Consider the following 19362-nt stretch of genomic DNA (forward strand, 5'->3'; position numbering starts at 1 on the left):
CTCATTACTCTTTAACAATTTCACCAGGCCGTTTATCATGACGCAGTCCTTTAAAGCGTGGATGTCGAAGTACGCCTGATCGTGTCCATTCCGTAAATTCCACCTCAACAACCACTTTCGGAATAATCCACGTCACCTTTTTTTGATCCACGGAAGACGGTAATTCTTTTAATGGAACATGCTTTATTTTATATTTATTTAATAAATTTTTTATGTTTTTCAGTGTCATTTCGTTAAATCCAGTACCCACTTTTCCACAATAAAGCAGTTGATTTTTTTTACGGTATATGGCAAGTAACAACGATGAAAAATAATGTCTATTTCCTTTTGCAGAGGTGTACCCTACAACCAAAAATTCCTGTCTTTTATTACATTTAATTTTTAGCCAATTTCGATTTCTCCCGGAAGTATAAGGACTCGATTTATCTTTAGAAATTATTCCCTCTAAACCTTTTTTACAGGCTTTTTTAAAAAAAATATCGCCATCATTTCCTTCAATATGAGTACTAAAAATTAATTTATTATTATTAAAAGGAATTAATTTCCGCAATACTTGTTTACGATGCTGTAAAGTACAGTAACGGAGATCGTAACCCTGGTAATAAATCAAATCGAAAATCACATAACTTAATATCGATTCTTGTTTTTTATTCACACTATTCGATAATAATTGAAAATCAGATCGTTTTTGTTTATTGAAAGCAATCATCTCTCCATCTAAAATAGCTGATTTTAAATGAAGCATTTGAAGTTCACGTTTTATCGTCTCAAATTTTTCAGTCCAATCTTTCCCATTTCTTGTCATGAATTTAATTTTTTTAGCGTGAATAAAACAAATTATTCGATAACCATCCCATTTTATTTCATGAAACCACGCTTTACCCATGGGTGGTTTTTTAACCAATGTGGCTAATTCCGGTTGAATAAATGTTGGCATCCTTTTTTTTGCTTTTGGTAAATCACTATTTTTAATTTTTTTAATGGTGTAAGGTGTATAGGCTGCTTCCGTTTTAAATTTTTTTGCTATTCCTTGCAAAGATAACCGCGTTAAAACACTATTTGGCTGAGCTTCCGTGATCGCATAATCATCCTCGGATTGATTGTACTTATCATTGGCCTTAATCAGTAACCAATTTTTTGGACTATTTTTAATCTTCACTAAATTCCAAATCCCTTTTAATTTTTTTCCCTTCAAAACAAAACTTAAATGTCCTTTTTTATAAGACGCATGCGGATCTTCTTTTTGATCACTCCACGTCCCTTTATCCCAAACCATGACTATACCGCCACCATATTCACCGTGAGGGATGATTCCTTCAAAATTTGCATATTGAATAGGATGATCTTCGACATGGACTGCTAAACGTTTAATGGAGCTATCTAAACTAGGTCCTTTAGGGACAGCCCAACTTTTTAAAACCCCGTTTAATTCCAAACGGAAATCATAATGCAAATGACTTGCTGCATGTTTTTGAATAACATAAATGAACTGTTTATGTCTTTTTAGCGCGCCATAAGGTTCTGTACTTCGTTTAAAATTTCTTTTTTTCCGATAGTTTTTTAAAGACATAAAATGAATCCCTTCATGAACGCTTTTTTGATTTTTTAGTTTTATTTTTTTCTAGACTTTTTTTCAATAAATCAACAAAATCAATAACATTACTTTTCTTAACATTGGATTTAAGCTTTTTTGAAGCCATTTTTTTATGATGAAGTTTTGCTTCTACCCATTGTGTTAACGCTTCTCTAAAAACATCATGATAATCTTTAGGATTCCATGGTGTGGTCATCCCGTTAACTAATTGTTTAGCCATTTCTATTTCTTTCGCTGAAATTTTATATTTTTTTAGGTTATTTGAAGGAAATTCAAATTCAGATACCGTTCTTAACTCCTGGTGATATCTCAACAAATTCAGTACGAGAGCCTTTTCGTAAGGGATCAATGCAGCCAGATACTCCCGTGTATGGATAATCACTTTAGAAATCCCCACTTTTTTTGTTTCTTTCAAGATTTCGCGCAACAAAACGTACGCTTTTTCACCTTTTTTATCGGGTACTAAATAATAAGGCTTTTCGAAATTCATCGTATTGATGCTATTTTTATTGACAAAAGTAACGATATCTATCGTCTTTGAATGTTCTCCTGAAATAGCGTTTATATCCGATTGTTTTAATTCCAAATAGTTATTATCATCATACTCATAACCCTTAGCAATCTCTGTCCAAGGAACTTCTTCGCCCGTTTGCTCATTAATACGCATATACCGAATTCTCGCCTTATCGCGACTATCAATTAATTTAAGCTGGATATCAAATCTTTTTTCGGCTGGATATAAAATAACAGGGATATTCACTAAACCAAAGGTGATATATCCTTTCCAAATAGGCCTTGCCATTCAAGCCCTCTCTTCAATGTGAATCCTTTTATTAATCTAGCACATATTGAATAATTTAAATTTTTCAAATAGTTTATTTTTTGAACATAGCTCATGATCAGACGATTATCCGAGATATTATAGGTCTTCTAACTAAAAGAGTATTGACCCTGCTGCATAACTCTACAAAAAGAATATCAGCCTGATCAATACATTGACACAAAAACAATTTTTTCTTCGTTCTTTTTAAATTTTTTATCATCTAGCCATGAAACGCAATATCGAGCGGAGTAAAATCAAGTTTCATCGCTTGACAGTTACTCAACGTTCCATCCGCCTCGATAGTGCATGTGGAGATCGTATCGTTCCCCTGATTCATGACATAAAGAAAGGCCGTTGAAGGATTATTCGGATCATTGATTATCGCAATGCTCCTAGCACCTGCAAAGCCGCTACCTGTCGGATGACACGAAGCAAATGTCCCATCTGGCTTAATGGAACATTGTAATAAGTTACTGTTATACCTATTCACGACATAAGCGTTTCCGTTTACTTTATTGATAGCAATTCCACTCACTGCGCCTACTTGACTTTCTAAAGCTTCTCTGCAGGCATTTAATTCCCCGGTTACGGGATCAACCGTGCACACTAAAACTTTATTAACACCCGCATCTATACCGTCAAGCACATACGCATAGGTACTCAGCGTATTAAAAGCAATACTTCTTGGATAGTAAAAACCACCACTTAACGATTCGCAATCGTTCAATGTTCCATCAGCCTCAATAGTGCATTTCGCGATAGTTTGATTTTGATAAATAATATACGCAAAAGTAGTCGCTGGATTATTGGACAAATTGACCACAACAATATCAGTAGGACGATGAAAAAAACGATTACCTGCCGTCTGACAGGTACTAAATTTTCCGGTCGTCTCATCAATCGTACAGAGAGATACCGTGTCATTATAATAATTAGTGATATAAGCATGCTGGCCTTTTGCATCGAGTGCAATACCATAAGGAAGATTAAAACCACTTCCGCCCGCCTCTTGAAGCGCACTCAATGTTCCCGTTGCCGGATCAACCGTGCATACGTCTATATTATTCGATCCGCCCGTTATATACGCTCGAAAAACAGAGTTCGGCTTAATAGATCCTAGACAATTTATAATTCCAGGGATATTGATAAATCCATTATCATTGACGCAACTAACTAATTTCTTAGCCACATCAATAGGGCAACTGATCGTGACTGCTGCCGTAAATGTAGCAACTGCACGCAAAAATTGAGTGAGATTCAAGGGATTTAATGGGTTAGCGATAATTTGATTCAGCACATCAATCAATTCATTCACAGCAGTCCCCGCGCACATCACACTGAATGGTTGTATGATTTGAAATGTGCTTGTGTTTTGATGATTCGTTTGATTCATATTCATGTCCTTATTGTAATGAATGAGGTTTATTAACCCCATTCTACTTCTATTCAACGTGTTTTTATTCTCGGTTTTAATAGTAATAATATAAACAATTTTTAACCAGTAGAAAAATACATAATGGGCAGCCAAACTTAAAGAAATTATCTTTTTGTATTATCACGTGTTTAATGAGACGCTTAAAAATAGAGGTATAGCATTTTTAAAAATCTAATAACCTATATCTCCTCGGGAATTATCTTATGAAAAATCCAATAAATAATTATTTAAAGCAGGGAGTTATACTTAAATTCAAAGGGTTATCCTGTTTAGTCAAATGAAGTGGGTCCGTTTGATATTCAAATTCTCGCGGTAAATTATGAAAGAAAAAAGAGGAAGTTGCCTGAACTTTATTGAAATCTATTTCTTTCGGCGCTGTATTTTCTATGTTTGAATAAATTTCGGCGTATTTGATAGCTACCTCTGCTAGCAAAGTAAGCCCAGAAGAAGCATCCATCAATATCCTTTCAAATTCTTTCTTATTTCTTTTACATTCTTCTTTTTTCGGTCGAGTTTTAATGTAATGATCCAACGTATGTCCATCATTATTTTTTTTAGAAAAATCTGCCCCCGCTTCCTTCAAAAGTTTTAAGATTTTAGGTTGTCCATACAGGATAGCGTAGTGAGCGGGTGTATTTCCGTTATAGTCAGTTACATTTATGTTGACGTGAGACTCGAGTAAAAATAAAAGCACCGTTTCACTACCATGTTTTGTAGCAATATGTAGTAATTTTTGTCCATTTTTTTGAACCACTTGGTTGAGATCATAATCTTCGTGGGTACAAAATTTAAAAAAATCCAATTCTTTTTCTAATTCTATCGGATCATTTTTTTTAATCGCATTGATTATATTCATTGTTCCCATTTTTATAGCCTTTATATAAATCATTAAAAAACATAGAATAAATATAAAAAATTAAGCTAATATTAGCGCAAATCATACCAAAGAGTAAAACTCATTTCGAGGGGTTAGACAGTAAGGATTTTTAGCGTTTAATGCGTTAGTGGTAAAATTCGTTAGGATAAACAGAATGAACCATGCTATTCGGGACTGGAATCGCTTTAGCTCCTTTTACTATCGAATGTGGCGGCAAAATTTAAATAGATCTATAGCTCATTTACACCCGCTATTCTTGCGGACTTCATCATTAAAAACTTCTTAATCGTAATTATCATCACTCAGATTCGCTTTATTCATTTTATCGTTTTATTTTACAATCGATAAATTTCGATTCTTTTTCCGTTTTTTTCCTTTAATATCACAGTAAAGTGAAAAAATTTCCATAATGTCATTCCAGATTTCTTCATTGGTTTTTTTTCTTTTATTTGAAAAAAAATAGTACGTAGATTCAATAGGAGGCAATATATTTTCAAATGGTGTTTCAAACCCATTTGATTGGGTTGTATCCACAAATTTTTCACAATTATTATCTTTAAAGCTCCCGCGAAATATTTCCTGTAATCGCTTGGTAAAGGATCTTGTTTTACACGGATAATCATAACGTGAAGGTTGCTTAAATCGATTGACTAAATCCTGTGTCCACGGCCATAAACAAACATCCGCTTTATTCGCACACTTTGACACCAGTAAGTAAATTTCTTCAAAAGAAACTATTTTTTTTAAATGATTTATAATGTAAAACAGAAAAGGCTGAATGACCTTATCATCTTGCGTATAAAAAATAACGCTCAAATTTCCTGGATAAAAAGGGACTTCTTTTATGGTTAATAGTTTATTTTTATAAATGAGCTCATAATGGTCATCTTTGCTTTTGTTGTGCATGATTGTTTTCCTTTTTAATTCTCATCTTTGAATATAAAATTTTTCACAAAGGCTTGACGTCGTTTAGCCAAATACGGTGTGGAATTTTCTAAAAACCAGCCTCATTGATAGAGGGAATAAGTGAATGGGTGTAATCATTAAACATAACCAATTACGTTAACATATGATATGAATTGTGATTTTAACATAAATCATCTAAAATGATAGATAGTAATTTATAAATTTGACTTTATATTCATAATTGACGATGTGAAAGTATCAGATGGTAGCCTCAATAAAAAAGGGGGAAATTTAAGATTTCTTTCTCCCTCTTCTTCGTTAGAATTCTTTACTCAATCACAATAAGGATAATAAAACCGTGTCGATTCAAATTCATAATGCGCACGATGCCATTTTTAAGACGTTTTTTACGGATATTGACGTTGCCACCCACTTCATCACGATTTATTTACCCAAACACATGAAACAAGCCTGTGATTTTTCGACGTTAAAGATTGAGCCGGGTCTTTTGTCGACGCGGATCTGAAACAACATCATTCTGATATTTTGTACTCGTTGAAAGTCAATGGGATGCACGGTTATGTTTATCTCAATCTCGAACATCAAAGCACCGCAGAAGAACTGATGCCTTTTCGCATGCACCGCTATAAAGTGGCCATTATGCAGCAGCATCTAAACCTTGGATACAAAAAATTACCGGTTGTTATTTCGATGCTGTTCTACCATGGGAAAGGTCAGTACCCTTCGCTTAAAGCTCATCGATTGCGTTGAGGACACGCCCTTTGCAAAAGCACATTTCTTCGATGACCCTGCTTGTCGATCTCAATGTACTGCCGGATGAGGAGATCTATCGACACAAACAGCTTGCTTTCTTAGAAATTGTTCAAAAACATATTTTTACAAGAGATCTAGAGGATATCGCCGATCATATTATAAAGCTGATTAAACAGGTAAAGCCTGATCATGATTTGTTCAATCAATTGGTATATTATATGTTAGTCAAAGGTGAGACCGCCAATGTGAACCAGGTGATTGAGAAGCTTAAAACCATCGAAGACTATGAGGAAGATATTATGAACGCAGCACAGCAATTAAAACAGCAAGGTCGGCAAGAAGGAGAGTACCGTAAAGCGATTAATATTGCTAAAAAAATGTTAGCTAAACGAATTAATCTTCCACTTATCAAAGAAATAACGGGTCTATCTGATCAGGATTTACTGACTCTAGAAGAGTAGCCATCTCGCTGTCAGACGATGAGATACGAGGCCACGGAAATAGTGCGATTCTCGATTTTGCTCAAAACGGCCTTTAATCGAGATATCCAAGATGGGATAGAACATATCATCGAAGCGCTTAAAAAAGGTATCTGACCCGTGAACAATGCCAAACGTTATATTCAAGATCTAACCCATTTATCTGAAAATGAAGTGATGGATTTAATTGCTTAAAAAAGCCTAATCTCTATAGACAATAAAGTTTTCAAGAAAAAGAGCGCAGAAAACTTACTGGTTCAAATTATTTGTCTAAATTAAATATTAACTAGTACAAATTAAGGCAATCTTGTATCTATTAAGTCTATTTTTCTGTAATGCAGGTTTGAATGGGGCTACTAGAGACCAATTTTTATTGCTATGCAAAAATACAATTTAATTTATATAATATCGATTCTATTTTTTTAACAGCAGTTTGGTAGCAGACTATCGAACATAAGGTAATACCTTTCTTATCAAGACAACTATTAAGTTTAAATGCTATTTTTCGATAAACCGTTTTGGAATAAGCTAAAACATGATCCGCTTGATCCAATACCTGAGCTTCTGCGTCCGTTATTTGCGCTTTAAATTTTTCATAATCTAAGATTTCTTCTCCCGTCGCTGAATCTTCTGAAAGATACAAGACAACAGAATATCGGTGCGAGGCTACAGTGGCCATAAGGCTAAGATTCCAATTACTTCCAATTACATAATGAATTTGGCGGCGATCATTAATGCGATCTAACTCGGCAAGTACTTGTCTCGTTGTATAATAAAATATGTCAGGTATATTGAGCGGCCTATTTTGGGGAACAATTTCTGCCATAGAAATATTATTAGGGAGTCGATGAATCCAGAGATTATCTTCAAAACTTACTGTATGTTGATTACTCGCTTCGGTTTGTGTAATAACGGTAATTTCGTGACCTGCAGCAGCTAAGCTTTTCGCAAGATGGTAAGTAAATCGCTCGATTTCATTAATCGTATTCGATGAGTACTCTTTTAAAATAAAAGCTAATCTCAAACGTTGAGAACTATCGAGCAAACGAGAAAAATCTTTCCATTGCGCCTGGCTGGAGGGGCCTTTTAATAATTGACGACAAGGAAAGGCGAACGCGTCGATAATACCTTGTCGAGAAAATTGGCTAACCTCTGCCATTAAACGCTCCGAATCAGAAGGGTCGATCCTGTTGGTTGCTAACCTATAATGCATATCATGGAAAAGTTGTTCTTTACGTTCTTCAATTATTTCCATGCAGCGTCGAATAGAGGTTGTAGGATCCGCATTTTTAATACAAAAATAGGTTATACTTCTGGTAATTTTGGCTAAAGATTTAATATTATCAGGATGTTTTCGAATATCGTTAGATGCAAGACTATGATGTACCTCAGCTGTAGGGACTATTCGTAATTCATAGCCTGCATCAAGTAAACGAATCACTACATCCGTTTCATCAAGAAAATAAGCATATTCTTCATCAAACCCCTTAATTTCTAGTAATGCGGAACGACGAAAAGAACAGTTTACGCCTATGACTCCAAAAAAATTTCCATTGGAATCACAAGTCTTAATATGCTCTCGATTAGAAATCTTTACTTTCTGACTTATGCCTGTTCGATCAAATATCAAATCACACACTTGAAAATTGACACCGGTTTGATCGCGTACCCATCCTCCTACCGCAGCTACTTTGTTATCCTGATAAGCCAAAGCCAACTCATCTAGCCAATCCGCCTCAGGTACGGCATCATCATCAATAAAGCAAATAATATCACCCGCGGCCTGAGCAATACCGATATTTCGCGACGTTGCTAAATTAGCAACATCGCACGTGTAAATCTTAACTTTATCTGACCAAACTGTTTGCAAATAATTAAATGTACCATCGGTACTTGGCCCATCAACAACAACCACTTCGAGATGTGGATAACGCAAATAATTTAGTGAATTTAAAGTGCTGCGTAATGACTTTATGCGATTATAGGTGTTAATAACAAGTGAGATTTTGATACTTGACGGAACGGGATTAGAACTGAACGCAGGCATGGTTTCTGAAAAAAACGCTGTACAATCCACTGCTAGGTTTTTTTTATTACTAACTAAAAATTGTTCTAATTGGCTTTGTATATTGTTTAATGCCATTTCATGACGATATAACGCTTTCTCCACACCTCGAATAGCATGTCCGTAATTATTCAGTAATTTTTCCAACCCTTGAATAGAATGTCGATGATTATTTAACAACTTCAGTTCAGGCTCAATAAGCGTTTTTCCATAAATTTGATAAACAAACAAAATAAGTTGTCGAGCATATGTGGTATTGACAATTTTCTTGATAATTCTAATAAGTTGTTTTCTAATAAATTTTCTCATGATCACAAATTTATAGATCCTTTATTTATTAATCCGATTAATGAGATAGGTAACCATTGGGGTTCGCTTTTTGCCAACGCCAACTGTCCTTGCAGATTTGGGCCAGGCTACGCCTTGCTTTCCAATTTAGTATCCGTTGGGCATTCGTTGGATCTGCCCAGCATTCTGCAACATCACCCGGTCGTCTGTCTAAAATACGGTAAGCTATTTTACATTGATTAAATTCTGTAAAAGCGCGTAAAACTTCAAGTACAGACAACCCTTTTCCTGTACTTAGGTTTACCGTTAGTACCCCTCTCTTCCAGTTAGTGTAGTTTGATAATGCAGCGACATGTCCTTCGGCCAGATCCATAACATGAATGTAGTCGCGTATTGCTGTGCCATCTACAGTAGGATAATTGCCGCCAAAAATATTGAACTGTTTACTCCGGCCTATAGCAACTTGTGTTAGGTAGGGCATAAGATTATGTGTAAATTTTTTCGGATCTTCACCGATCAGCCCGCTTTCGTGAGCGCCTACAGGATTAAAGTAACGTAAACAAACAATATGCCAATCGGGCTCGGCATGATGCAGATCAGTTAGTATATTTTCAACCATTAACTTGGATCGTGCATAGGGATTTATAGGAGAAAGAGGAAAATTCTCTCGGATGGGCACACACTTAGGTTCGCCATAAACAGCAGCGGATGAAGAAAAAATCAGCTTTTTCACATTAGATTTGCGCATAGCATTAATTAGCGTAAGCGTGCCTTCTACATTATTATTATAACATTTTAAAGGATTTTTTATTGACTCACTGACCGCTTTCAGGCCTGCAAGATGTATGACTGCTGAAATGTTATTTTCAAAAAAAATATGATCCAGCAAGTTTGAATCAAGAATGTCACCCTCTATGAATTTTAATCGAAATTTGCAAATACATTCCAAACGATCAACAACTTCAAAATAACTATTTCTCAAATTATCGAGGATAACAATATTATACCCTGCATTCGCAAATGCTACACAAACATGTGAACCAATAAATCCAGTTCCTCCAGTCACCAAAATAACAGAGGGCATTGTTCGATCTCTCTAAATAAAATATTAAAAAAATAAATCCTAATAAACTTCTTTATAATTAATAGTCACTGGGGAATCAACTTGGATAAGCTTATACCCTTTGATTTGTAGCTTAGTTTCCTTTCCTACGAAAACAATAATATTAAAACCATCTACGATTTTGTTGAGCTGAAAATCATGGGATACGAGTATACCTTCTTTAATATTCTTAATTTTTCGAAAAGGAAAATGAGTATGTATGACCGAGTCGGACGTTGATACTATATAAATCTCTGCCTCAGATACATTGCTTGCCGAACCGAATAATATCAAGCGATAAAGGCCTTTTTCCATGACCATATAAGGACCTTGTAGCAAAACACCAGCTCGACCAGTTGAGTAGACTTGTCCTTTTTTAATCAATCCTACTTGAGTCATTGTTTTTTCTGGAAAAAAATTTTCCTTTAATCTGACATGTAAGGAAATAGGATGTTTCTGAAGAGAACAAAGCAACTTCTTTTTATCCAGAAAAAAAAAACGAGGGGTTAATTTCGCAATAGCATAATATTTTCTTTTCTGCACAGTAATCCAAGAAATTTTTTCGAGCAATTCCATAACCGGCACTATACCACTATGATAGCTTAAAGTTCGCCAGTCTTCAGAATTCCATACTGAACTAATATAAGGTAAAACAACGACATCAACTTGTCCTGTGGCTAGTAATAATAGGACATTATTAACAAAAAAGGGATCAACAGATTCTGGCTTGAAACGCTGCATTATACTCGGCCAATATTGACGCGCCTCAGCAAGATTTTTATCTCCAGAAATATTATAAGCGTATATTTGTAATTTAGCAGCCAGATAATTAATTAAAAAATCATTACGATAAGGTAAAAAAGCAACTTTAGTTCCTTTACTCAAATCTGATGACATTAAAGGAAGTAATACGTGATCGAGTCGGTAAAAATTTTTCCAATACTGCAAGTAATTATGCCAAATGGGGCGTAGATGGGGTAAGTTGGCTAAAATGAGCATGAATAGTAATATGATTACTTTTCGATTGTTTCGATAACAAGGATTCTTTTGAATCTGTGCAAAAAAAATTACTTGTAATATCCATAAGCCCACTAGACTCAACGCCATCCAACGATAAGACTCTCGCATTTCCTGGAATCCTGGAAGGTATTTGGAAAGTAGTGCATTCCCTGTGGGCATAACCGCATGTTTAGAAGACATTACGTAAAGCGGCGTTCGACAAGTTCTTTTTGAGTTGACTTTCAAAGAAGGACCCATAGCCATCCACAAACCAAAAATACTTATCAACAAGAAGCCACTTGCCAAAATATTTTTTTTTCTAATTTTCCACCAGGCTATTCCACCTAAAAATATAAAAGGAAGACTAAAAACTGTTTCCCAACCTATAGGAAAACCGAAATATTGAAGGATAGATCGGCTAACACTGAAATGTAAGTAATCCCACAGCCAATAGATACCTTGCGTTGGTCTTAATAAAAAAGTGAGGTCGATACCGGACGCTCGAAAATACTGTAATGGTGGCAACGGATAATTATATCTTCTAATAAATAGCATATATAATAAAGCAGAAAAAACAAACACAAAAAAATGAAAAGGTAATGCAAATTTTAAAAAATAAGCGCGTTTCTCTTTACAACGATAGAAAAGATATGTCGCTAATATCGAAGAACCCGTAGCAAACATCATAAAACTGAATCCATCCATGAATACAGCAATTAAACAGGTTAAACAATATCCGAAGAGGGTGGCCCATGGAGGTTTAGCTTCTGAAAAATAAAAAAGTCGAATTGACATCCAAAAATAAAAAGGTAATAACGCAATTCCAAGAGCTAACATAGCGAAGGTAACGTGTAAGTAGACAATGGGTAGACTTAACCATAATACTGCGGCTAACAGCGACATCATTTCTGTTAACCCTAAATCCAACCCTAAGCGATAAGCACCGTAAAAAGCGAGCGCTAACCAAATAACAAACATCATGGAATACGCATCTGCTGCGTGTAGGCCTATCGCCATCAATACAGCACTGGTGTATGCACCCGTTAAACCAAACGCAATAGCTGCAGGATGTGGAAATCCGAAATTAATAGCGTAAACACTCAATAAAGATTGATTTAAAAAAGACTGAGAAAAACCTAATGTCCAAAGTGCTGTTGATAATGTGGGCATCATGAGAAAAGGAATTGCGCCATACAAAAAAAGAATGAATACAAAAAAAAACCATCCATTCACTATAATTAACCAATTCGGTTTAGATGCCGCTTTTTGAGGACTGTTTATTTTTAAATTAATTGAATCCATTCTTTTTTACTTACGTTGACATAACAACATAGTCCATGGAAAGGGCGTTTTCATTTCGAGAATATCAAAATAGGCTGAAATCTGCGACACAAAACCTCGCTTACTCCAATGGTGCAAATGTCCAGGAGTATTCCCAAAAGCAGAACAGTATTTACCACGTAGCATATTAAGTAATCGCCAAATAGGTTCACGTGGGACGCTTAAAATTAAATATCTAGTAACGATGTCCTGGAGTCTGCGCAACGCTTTCTTAGGGTCAGCAAGATGTTCCAGTACTTCACAGCAAACAATCAAATCAGCGGAGATAGTTCTATCGCAATCGTAAAGATCTCGGACATTAAAAAGTTGACTGGGCAGCTGATAGGCACGGGCATTCGCTTGCGCAATTTCAATCACTTGATGCGATACATCGCATCCATATGCTGTAAATCCGAGTTTATTCCAATGTAAAACCCAATAACCTTCTCCGCATCCTATTTCATAGATTTTCGTTGGGTTAACTTTATTGACCAATATCGACAACGATGACGAAAAACCCTGCATTAATTTACGTATGACGTAATTTTTTGTATCATATTTATTAAATACGTTTCCGGCAACGATGTCATTTTCTGTAAGCCCGCCAGCTATTTTAAATTTCCATTTATAACCTTTATTTAAATCGAATAATAAAAAATTCATTTTTAAAATTTGTCAACATGTTATTTCTTAGCTGTATATTTTTAAGCTACATCGTATATCTTCTAATAGCTTCCTATTAGCGCCGATTATATCAGCCAAAAAAGCAGTTATGCACGCCTGAAAACTCATCAAACCCAGTACAGCAGCCAGTATTAACGATTGAATATGGCCATTCCCTGTGCCTGAGAAATAGAAATACAGAAAACGTAACCCAATAATAAAACTGACACTCGATAATATTGCCGCAATAAAACCAAAGAAACGAAACGGACGGTAAACTACAAAAATACGTAGTATCGTCATGACCGATTGCTTAATATAGGAAGGAATACTTTTCACCAAACGAGAAGGTCGTAAATCTTTATTAACACGAATAGGGACAGAGATAACACTTATATTTTTTTGCTTAGCTTGAATAATAGTTTCTAAAGTATAGGTATACTCACTGAATAAAACCAATTTTTTCGCTGCCGAACGACTGATTGCGCGAAAACCACTAGGCGCATCCGGAATATCTGTTCTACTGACGACACGAACAACCCAACTACCAAGTTTTTGAAGATTTTTTTTAATTTTTGAAAAATGCTCGATGTTATTAATCGGACGCGCTCCAACAACCATATCCGCTTTACCGTCAACAATAGCAGATAGTAATATCGGAATATCTTGGGCATTATATTGATTATCTGCATCGGTATTAACAATCACGTCGGCATCCAGTCTTAAACAGGCATTGATTCCGGTCATAAAGGAATGTGCTAAACCTTTATTACAATGATGTCGCACTATGTGATCTACGCCGTGGTTTTGCGCAACGTCTGCCGTATTGTCTGTACTACCATCATCAACAACGAGCCATTCGACTTGAGTAAATCCTGGCACTTGACGAGGAAGCGCCGCAAGCGTAATAGGTAGCGTTGTTACTTCGTTATAACAGGGAATTTGAATAATGAGCTTCATGCTGAAACACTGCCTTGTGTAATTAGAATTTTTTAGGAATTATACTAAATATAGTTTAACAATAGTAGAAATATTATATATTTCTTAAAATCGAACCTGTAAATAAAATTGTATAAGTGCTTCATTAACTAAGCTTTACCAGGATGCTGATAAATAAGGACTAAGCAATCGTATAGTTTCATTATTTCTTGAATATCAGTCAAAATAAATCCGTATTGCATTGCGCAGCCTCTAAATTCCCAGCTCAATTTGAATGGAGTATTCCACCACGATGATGAAAAAAGATAAAACGTTTATTCAAGTGATTAAAGTCTATTTCTTTTGTATTTCTTAGATGAACTAACGTAGATTAAATATGAGAGAGAACATGGCGGAGAGAGAGGGATTCGAACCCTCGATGGTTTTTACGCCATACTCCCTTAGCAGGGGAGCGCCTTCAACCTCTCGGCCACCTCTCCGACTGAGGTTGGCGAGTATAGCATTACCTTCAAGGATTAGAAAACAGTTCATTAATCTTTGCTGCTTTCCGAATCTTCTTCATCAACGTGTCCCTCTTGTTTTTGTTTTTCTTCTTGAATTCGCTTATAAATTTCTTCGCGATGAACTGAAACTTCTTTAGGGGCGTTAATACCTAATCTTACCTGATGCCCTTTAATGCCCAGCACAGTTACTGTAACATCGTCACCAATAATAAGTGTTTCTCCAATACGCCGTGTCAAAATAAGCATCTTTATGATTCCCCTTTAGTTGACTCATTAATCGACTATACGCAACATCTCTTTCATTCATTAAAAATATGTAAAATCGACATATAGCTTCGCGGACTCAGTCTACTAATAAAACCTTAAGGAAAGCTTAATTCTTTTTAAAAGTACTTAGGGTTCCATAATCTTTAATAAGCTCTTTTTCTTATTTTTCACCCAATCCAAAAATCTGGTGTAAAATCCGAACGCCTTGCAGTACCTCCCCATCATTCACCATCAGAGAGATTCTTAATGCCGAAGATAATGTTAAAATAATTGGGATATTCTCTGATTCGAGCGCTTGAAACAAGGTATGAATAATGCCGGGATGAGAGTGGAGGCCCATCCCTACCACAGAAAGCTTGGCTAATCTTTTATTACCAACGATAGATAATGCATATTTCTTTTTTACCAACGTCTGGAGTCGTTGTTTTGCTTGGTGATAATCTGCTCTTGCTAACGTAAACGTTATATCCATTTGGTTGGGGGAAATTTGTTGTTGGGTCAACATATCAATTTCAATACGCGCATCTTTCAATAAAGAAAAAAACAGCGACATCGCTTCCTTTTCAGCAGTTAGTCCTTGCAGCGTCAATTTCGCTTCACGATGACTTGCCGTAACTCCCGTAATTTTAACCCCCTCTATTGCTGATTCTTCTTCGTTGACTTGAATTAAAGTTCCTGACCCTTCTTGAGAACTCGATAAAACGCGTAATGGAATATGATATTTACTCGCAAGTTCGACCGCTCGATGTTGAACCACTTTTGCCCCAGCGCGAGCAAACTCCGTCATTTCAATAAAACCGATACGCTCTAAGCGCTTCGCTTGGGGAACAAAGCGAGGATCAGCCGTATAGATACCATCCACATCCGTATAAATTTGGCATTCATCGGCTTTTAATACGGCGGCTAAAGCTGCTGCTGTTGTATCAGAACCTCCGCGCCCTAACGTCGTCATATCACCTGAATCAGAAATTCCTTGGAATCCAGCCACTATCGGTATTCGTCCTACCTTAATATCATCCCGTAATATCTCTTCTTTAATATTTAAAATACGGGCTTTTTTATGATGATTATCGGTATAAATAGGCACATGAAAACTATTATAAGAACGTGCTGGACACCCTTGTGCCAATAAAGCCATTGCCAATAAGGCGGTCGCTGCTTGCTCTCCCGTTGCCAATAACAAATCATATTCTCTCGAATCAGGTTCTTCGTTCAAAATTTTGGCAAGAGAAATCAAGCGATTCGTTTCTCCTTCCATTGCAGAAACAACAACCACCAATTGGTGTCCTTGTGTACGGGTTTCAATAATTTTATTCGCAACTTGTTGAATTTTATCGATACTTCCAACTGAGCTGCCACCAAATTTTTGTACAATTAAAGCCATTGCAGTGATCTATTTAATTAATTATTCAATTCTAAGCATAGTTGCCATTTAAGTGGGTCTCAACCCAATGTTTTACACTTTTCAAAGTGGCCTCTAAGGCTTCCGGTTTTCCGCCTCCTGCTTGGGCAAAATCTGCACGTCCACCACCCCGTCCCCCCATTGTCAGTGCTAATGAATGGGCAAGTTCATTCGCTTTGATTTTTCCAACCAATTCTTTGGTCACCCCCACGACTAATTGGACGTTTTTTTGTTCGATACTCGTTAACACAATAACAGCTGGCTTTAGTTTATTTTTAAGTTGATCAACTAAAAAACGTAAACCTGCGCTATCAATTCCATTCATTTCGCTGATTAACAGGTTAATACCCTTGATAGTAAGCGCTTGTGAAACAAGCTCTTCTCCCATCATCGCAACAATGGACTGTTGCAAAGCCGCAATCTTTTTTTGTAACGATTGTTTAGTCTTGACCTCCAAACAGACTTTTTCGAATACAGTATCTTTAGAAGTATGAAAAAGCTTAGCCAACTGATTCATTTGATCCTCTAATGCCGCAACCCAATCTAAGGCATATTGTCCTGTTAATGCTTGAATGCGGCGTACTCCCGTTGAAACGCTGCTCTCTTCTGTTATTTTAAATAACCCGATATCACCGGTTTGCGAAACATGCGTACCCCCACATAATTCTTTGGAAAAGGTGCCGATGGTCAACACGCGAACGTTATTTCCATATTTTTCTCCAAATAGCGCTAAAGCACCTGCCTTTTTTGCATCCTCCATTGACATGACTTGCGTAACCACCGGTAAGTTAGCCCGAATTTGCCAATTCACGCGATTTTCTATTAATTTCAATTGTTCGCATGTTAACGGGCTGCTATACGAAAAATCAAAACGTAATCGCTCTGGCTCCACGAGAGAACCTTTCTGCATCACCTGTGTCCCTAATATTTCACGTAATACCGCATGCAATAGATGCGTGGCAGAATGATTCAAGGTCGTTGCATGACGTTTTTTGGGATCCACTTCTGCCTTCACTTTATCTCCTTTTTTTAAATGGCCTTTGATTAACTGACCCCTGTGAAGGATTAATGACCCTTTTTTTAAGGTCGTTATCACAAAAAAGCGACTCGTGGCATTCACTAAATAGCCTGTATCACCAACTTGACCTCCACTTTCTGCATAAAAGGGCGTTTTAGTAAGAACCACAAAACCTTCCTCGCCTTCGGCTAATTCTTCTTTCAAGTCCTTATCATCCAATAAATCTATAATGGGGATGTCTGCCTGTTCTCGTGTTTTATACCCCACAAATTCAGTCGCTTTTTTTTCAGACGAATGTACATGAGGCGTCGTCGAAAAATGACTTGCCTCTTTAGACTTTTTCTTCTGAGCATCCATCTCCGTCGTAAACCCTGCCATATCGATCACTAAACCTCGTTCTCGCGCCATGTCTGCTGTTAAATCGACAGGAAACCCGTAGGTATCATACAGACGAAAGGCGACTAATCCTGGAAATTGTTTTTTATCTTTTAATTTATCCAATTCTTGTTCAAATAATTTAAGACCTTGAGTCAAGGTTCGAGCAAATTTCTGTTCTTCCTCAAGCAAAATTTTTTCAATAAATTTTTGTTTTTCTACAAGCGCCGGATAAGCGTGTTGCATTTGCAGCGCTAATGGACGCACTAAACGGTAAAAAAAAGGACGATCTAAACCTATTTTATGACCATGCCGAACAGCACGACGAATAATCCGACGTAATACATAAGAACGACCTTCATTGCCAGGATAAACACCATCACTAATTAAAAACGCACACGCTCGAATATGATCGGCTATCACCCGTAAAGAAGTCGTGGTGAAATCGGTTAAAGAAGCTTCTTTAGCGACGATTTTAATTAAAGGCAAAAAAAGATCCGTATCAAAATTGTTTGTAACCCCTTGCATAACTGCAGCAAGCCGTTCTAAACCCATCCCTGTATCCACAGAAGGTTTTGGCAACGCGATGTGCTTTCCATCGAACGAACGTTGATACTGCATGAAAACCAAATTCCAGATTTCAACATACCTATCACCACTCGCTGTAGATGTGCCCGGTGCCCCTCCAGAGATACCAGGCCCATAATCATAAAAGATTTCAGAGCAGGGCCCACAGGGCCCCGTGTCGCCCATCGACCAAAAATTATCCTGCCTCCCACAACGAGAAAAGCGCTTAGGGTTAATTTTTACCTCATTTAGCCAAATATTCGCTGCTTCATCATCTTCAGTAAATACAGTGATCCATAATTTTTCAGGTGAAAGACCTAACTCCTCTGTCATAAATTTCCAACTCAATAAAATAGCTTCACGTTTAAAGTAATCCCCAAAACTGAAATTCCCTAACATCTCAAAAAAGGTATGATGTCTCGCGGTATAGCCTACATTTTCCAGGTCATTGTGTTTCCCTCCTGCTCGCATACAGCGTTGTACACTCGCCGCTCGCGAATACGATCGTTGTTCCAGGCCTAAAAAAACATCCTTAAAAGGCACCATCCCTGCATTGGTAAATAAGAGACTCGGATCATGCGCTGGAATTAAGGAAGCGGAGGGAACAATAGTATGACCTTGCTTTTTAAAATAATTAAGAAATAACTGTCGTAAGGCATTACTATTCATATCGGAAACTCTTCTCAATACAAAACCGAAGAGTATCCCGTCAAGTGATTTTGGTGTCAATCAATTAAAAGCGATTTATCCTTTTTTAAGCGCACTGAAAGCGTTCAATTGAGCTTCCCTTATTATCCCTTATTATATAATAGGGTTAAAATCAATCCAATGAGCCTCCTCCTTGCGCAAATGTCTTAAATCCCTGTATTTTCTTAATTATATTCGAGTTTAACGGCCAATTTATGGTATAATTTCTGGCTTTCAAACCTTTTATTACTGGTCACTATGTCGATTAAAAATGATATT

General features: G+C 36.5%; 14 protein-coding genes, 1 tRNA gene and 1 pseudogene. 2 read left to right on the forward strand and 14 right to left on the reverse strand.

The genetic code is table 11. From position 1 onward, the window contains the following. Nucleotides 1–4 precede the first annotated feature (4 nt). The 5 genes from ligD to RICGR_RS05830 form a co-directional block, all read right to left on the reverse strand. On the reverse strand, nt 5–1570 hold the full coding sequence (gene ligD, locus RICGR_RS07730) for a non-homologous end-joining DNA ligase (protein WP_081441707.1): 1566 nt from the start codon (nt 1568–1570) through the stop codon (nt 5–7). A 13-nt stretch (nt 1571–1583) separates the two neighbouring features. Next, on the reverse strand, nt 1584–2396 hold the full coding sequence (ku, locus tag RICGR_RS05815) for a non-homologous end joining protein Ku (protein WP_006034790.1): 813 nt from the start codon (nt 2394–2396) through the stop codon (nt 1584–1586). A gap of 241 nt (nt 2397–2637) precedes the next feature. Further along, nucleotides 2638–3810, reverse strand: a complete 1173-nt coding sequence (locus RICGR_RS05820; protein WP_040615217.1) for a beta-propeller fold lactonase family protein — start codon at nt 3808–3810, stop codon at nt 2638–2640. A 265-nt stretch (nt 3811–4075) separates the two neighbouring features. Then, nucleotides 4076–4717: an ankyrin repeat domain-containing protein gene (locus RICGR_RS05825; RefSeq protein WP_006035299.1), complete on the reverse strand. Its 642-nt coding sequence runs from the start codon at nt 4715–4717 to the stop codon at nt 4076–4078. Between the two features lie 342 nt (nt 4718–5059). Further along, complete coding sequence (locus RICGR_RS05830) at nt 5060–5635, reverse strand: hypothetical protein (RefSeq protein WP_006035403.1); 576 nt, start codon at nt 5633–5635, stop codon at nt 5060–5062. Between the two features lie 358 nt (nt 5636–5993). On the opposite strand from RICGR_RS05830, the pseudogene RICGR_RS08065 reads away from it, so the two are divergent. Further along, a pseudogene (locus RICGR_RS08065) lies at nt 5994–6406 on the forward strand (Rpn family recombination-promoting nuclease/putative transposase). A gap of 11 nt (nt 6407–6417) precedes the next feature. Then, the gene (locus RICGR_RS08070) at nt 6418–6870 is read left to right on the forward strand and encodes an Rpn family recombination-promoting nuclease/putative transposase (protein ID WP_275113646.1); all 453 of its coding nucleotides are present in this window, start codon (nt 6418–6420) and stop codon (nt 6868–6870) included. Between the two features lie 394 nt (nt 6871–7264). Here RICGR_RS08070 and RICGR_RS07550 read toward each other — a convergent pair whose 3' ends face one another. From RICGR_RS07550 to alaS, 9 genes are all read right to left on the reverse strand, one after another. Further along, a complete protein-coding gene (locus RICGR_RS07550) occupies nt 7265–9262 on the reverse strand; it encodes a glycosyltransferase (protein ID WP_050764025.1) in 1998 nt (665 codons plus the stop codon). A gap of 37 nt (nt 9263–9299) precedes the next feature. Next, entirely contained in the window at nt 9300–10325 is a 1026-nt protein-coding gene (gene galE / locus RICGR_RS05845) for a UDP-glucose 4-epimerase GalE (RefSeq protein ID WP_006035694.1), read from the reverse strand. A 39-nt stretch (nt 10326–10364) separates the two neighbouring features. Then, nucleotides 10365–12644, reverse strand: a complete 2280-nt coding sequence (locus tag RICGR_RS05850; protein ID WP_006035567.1) for a hypothetical protein — start codon at nt 12642–12644, stop codon at nt 10365–10367. Between the two features lie 6 nt (nt 12645–12650). Continuing rightward, a complete protein-coding gene (locus RICGR_RS05855; RefSeq protein ID WP_006034969.1) occupies nt 12651–13325 on the reverse strand; it encodes a class I SAM-dependent methyltransferase in 675 nt (224 codons plus the stop codon). 27 nt (nt 13326–13352) lie between these two features. Further along, nucleotides 13353–14285, reverse strand: a complete 933-nt coding sequence (locus RICGR_RS05860; protein ID WP_006035295.1) for a glycosyltransferase family 2 protein — start codon at nt 14283–14285, stop codon at nt 13353–13355. A 368-nt stretch (nt 14286–14653) separates the two neighbouring features. Continuing rightward, nucleotides 14654–14743 (reverse strand) — tRNA-Ser (locus RICGR_RS05865). Between the two features lie 51 nt (nt 14744–14794). Next, a complete protein-coding gene (gene csrA / locus RICGR_RS05870; RefSeq protein WP_006034764.1) occupies nt 14795–15013 on the reverse strand; it encodes a carbon storage regulator CsrA in 219 nt (72 codons plus the stop codon). Nucleotides 15014–15194: 181 nt separating this feature from the next. Beyond that, nucleotides 15195–16418: an aspartate kinase gene (locus RICGR_RS05875; protein ID WP_006035916.1), complete on the reverse strand. Its 1224-nt coding sequence runs from the start codon at nt 16416–16418 to the stop codon at nt 15195–15197. Nucleotides 16419–16449: 31 nt separating this feature from the next. Continuing rightward, nucleotides 16450–19065 (reverse strand): alanine--tRNA ligase, encoded by a 2616-nt coding sequence (gene alaS, locus RICGR_RS05880; protein ID WP_006035069.1) that lies wholly within the window; start codon nt 19063–19065, stop codon nt 16450–16452. Between the last annotated feature and the right edge of the window lie 297 nt (nt 19066–19362).

It is taken from the genome of Rickettsiella grylli (genome assembly GCF_000168295.1).
In the GTDB taxonomy this organism is placed as follows: Bacteria; Pseudomonadota; Gammaproteobacteria; order Diplorickettsiales; family Diplorickettsiaceae; genus Aquirickettsiella; species Aquirickettsiella grylli.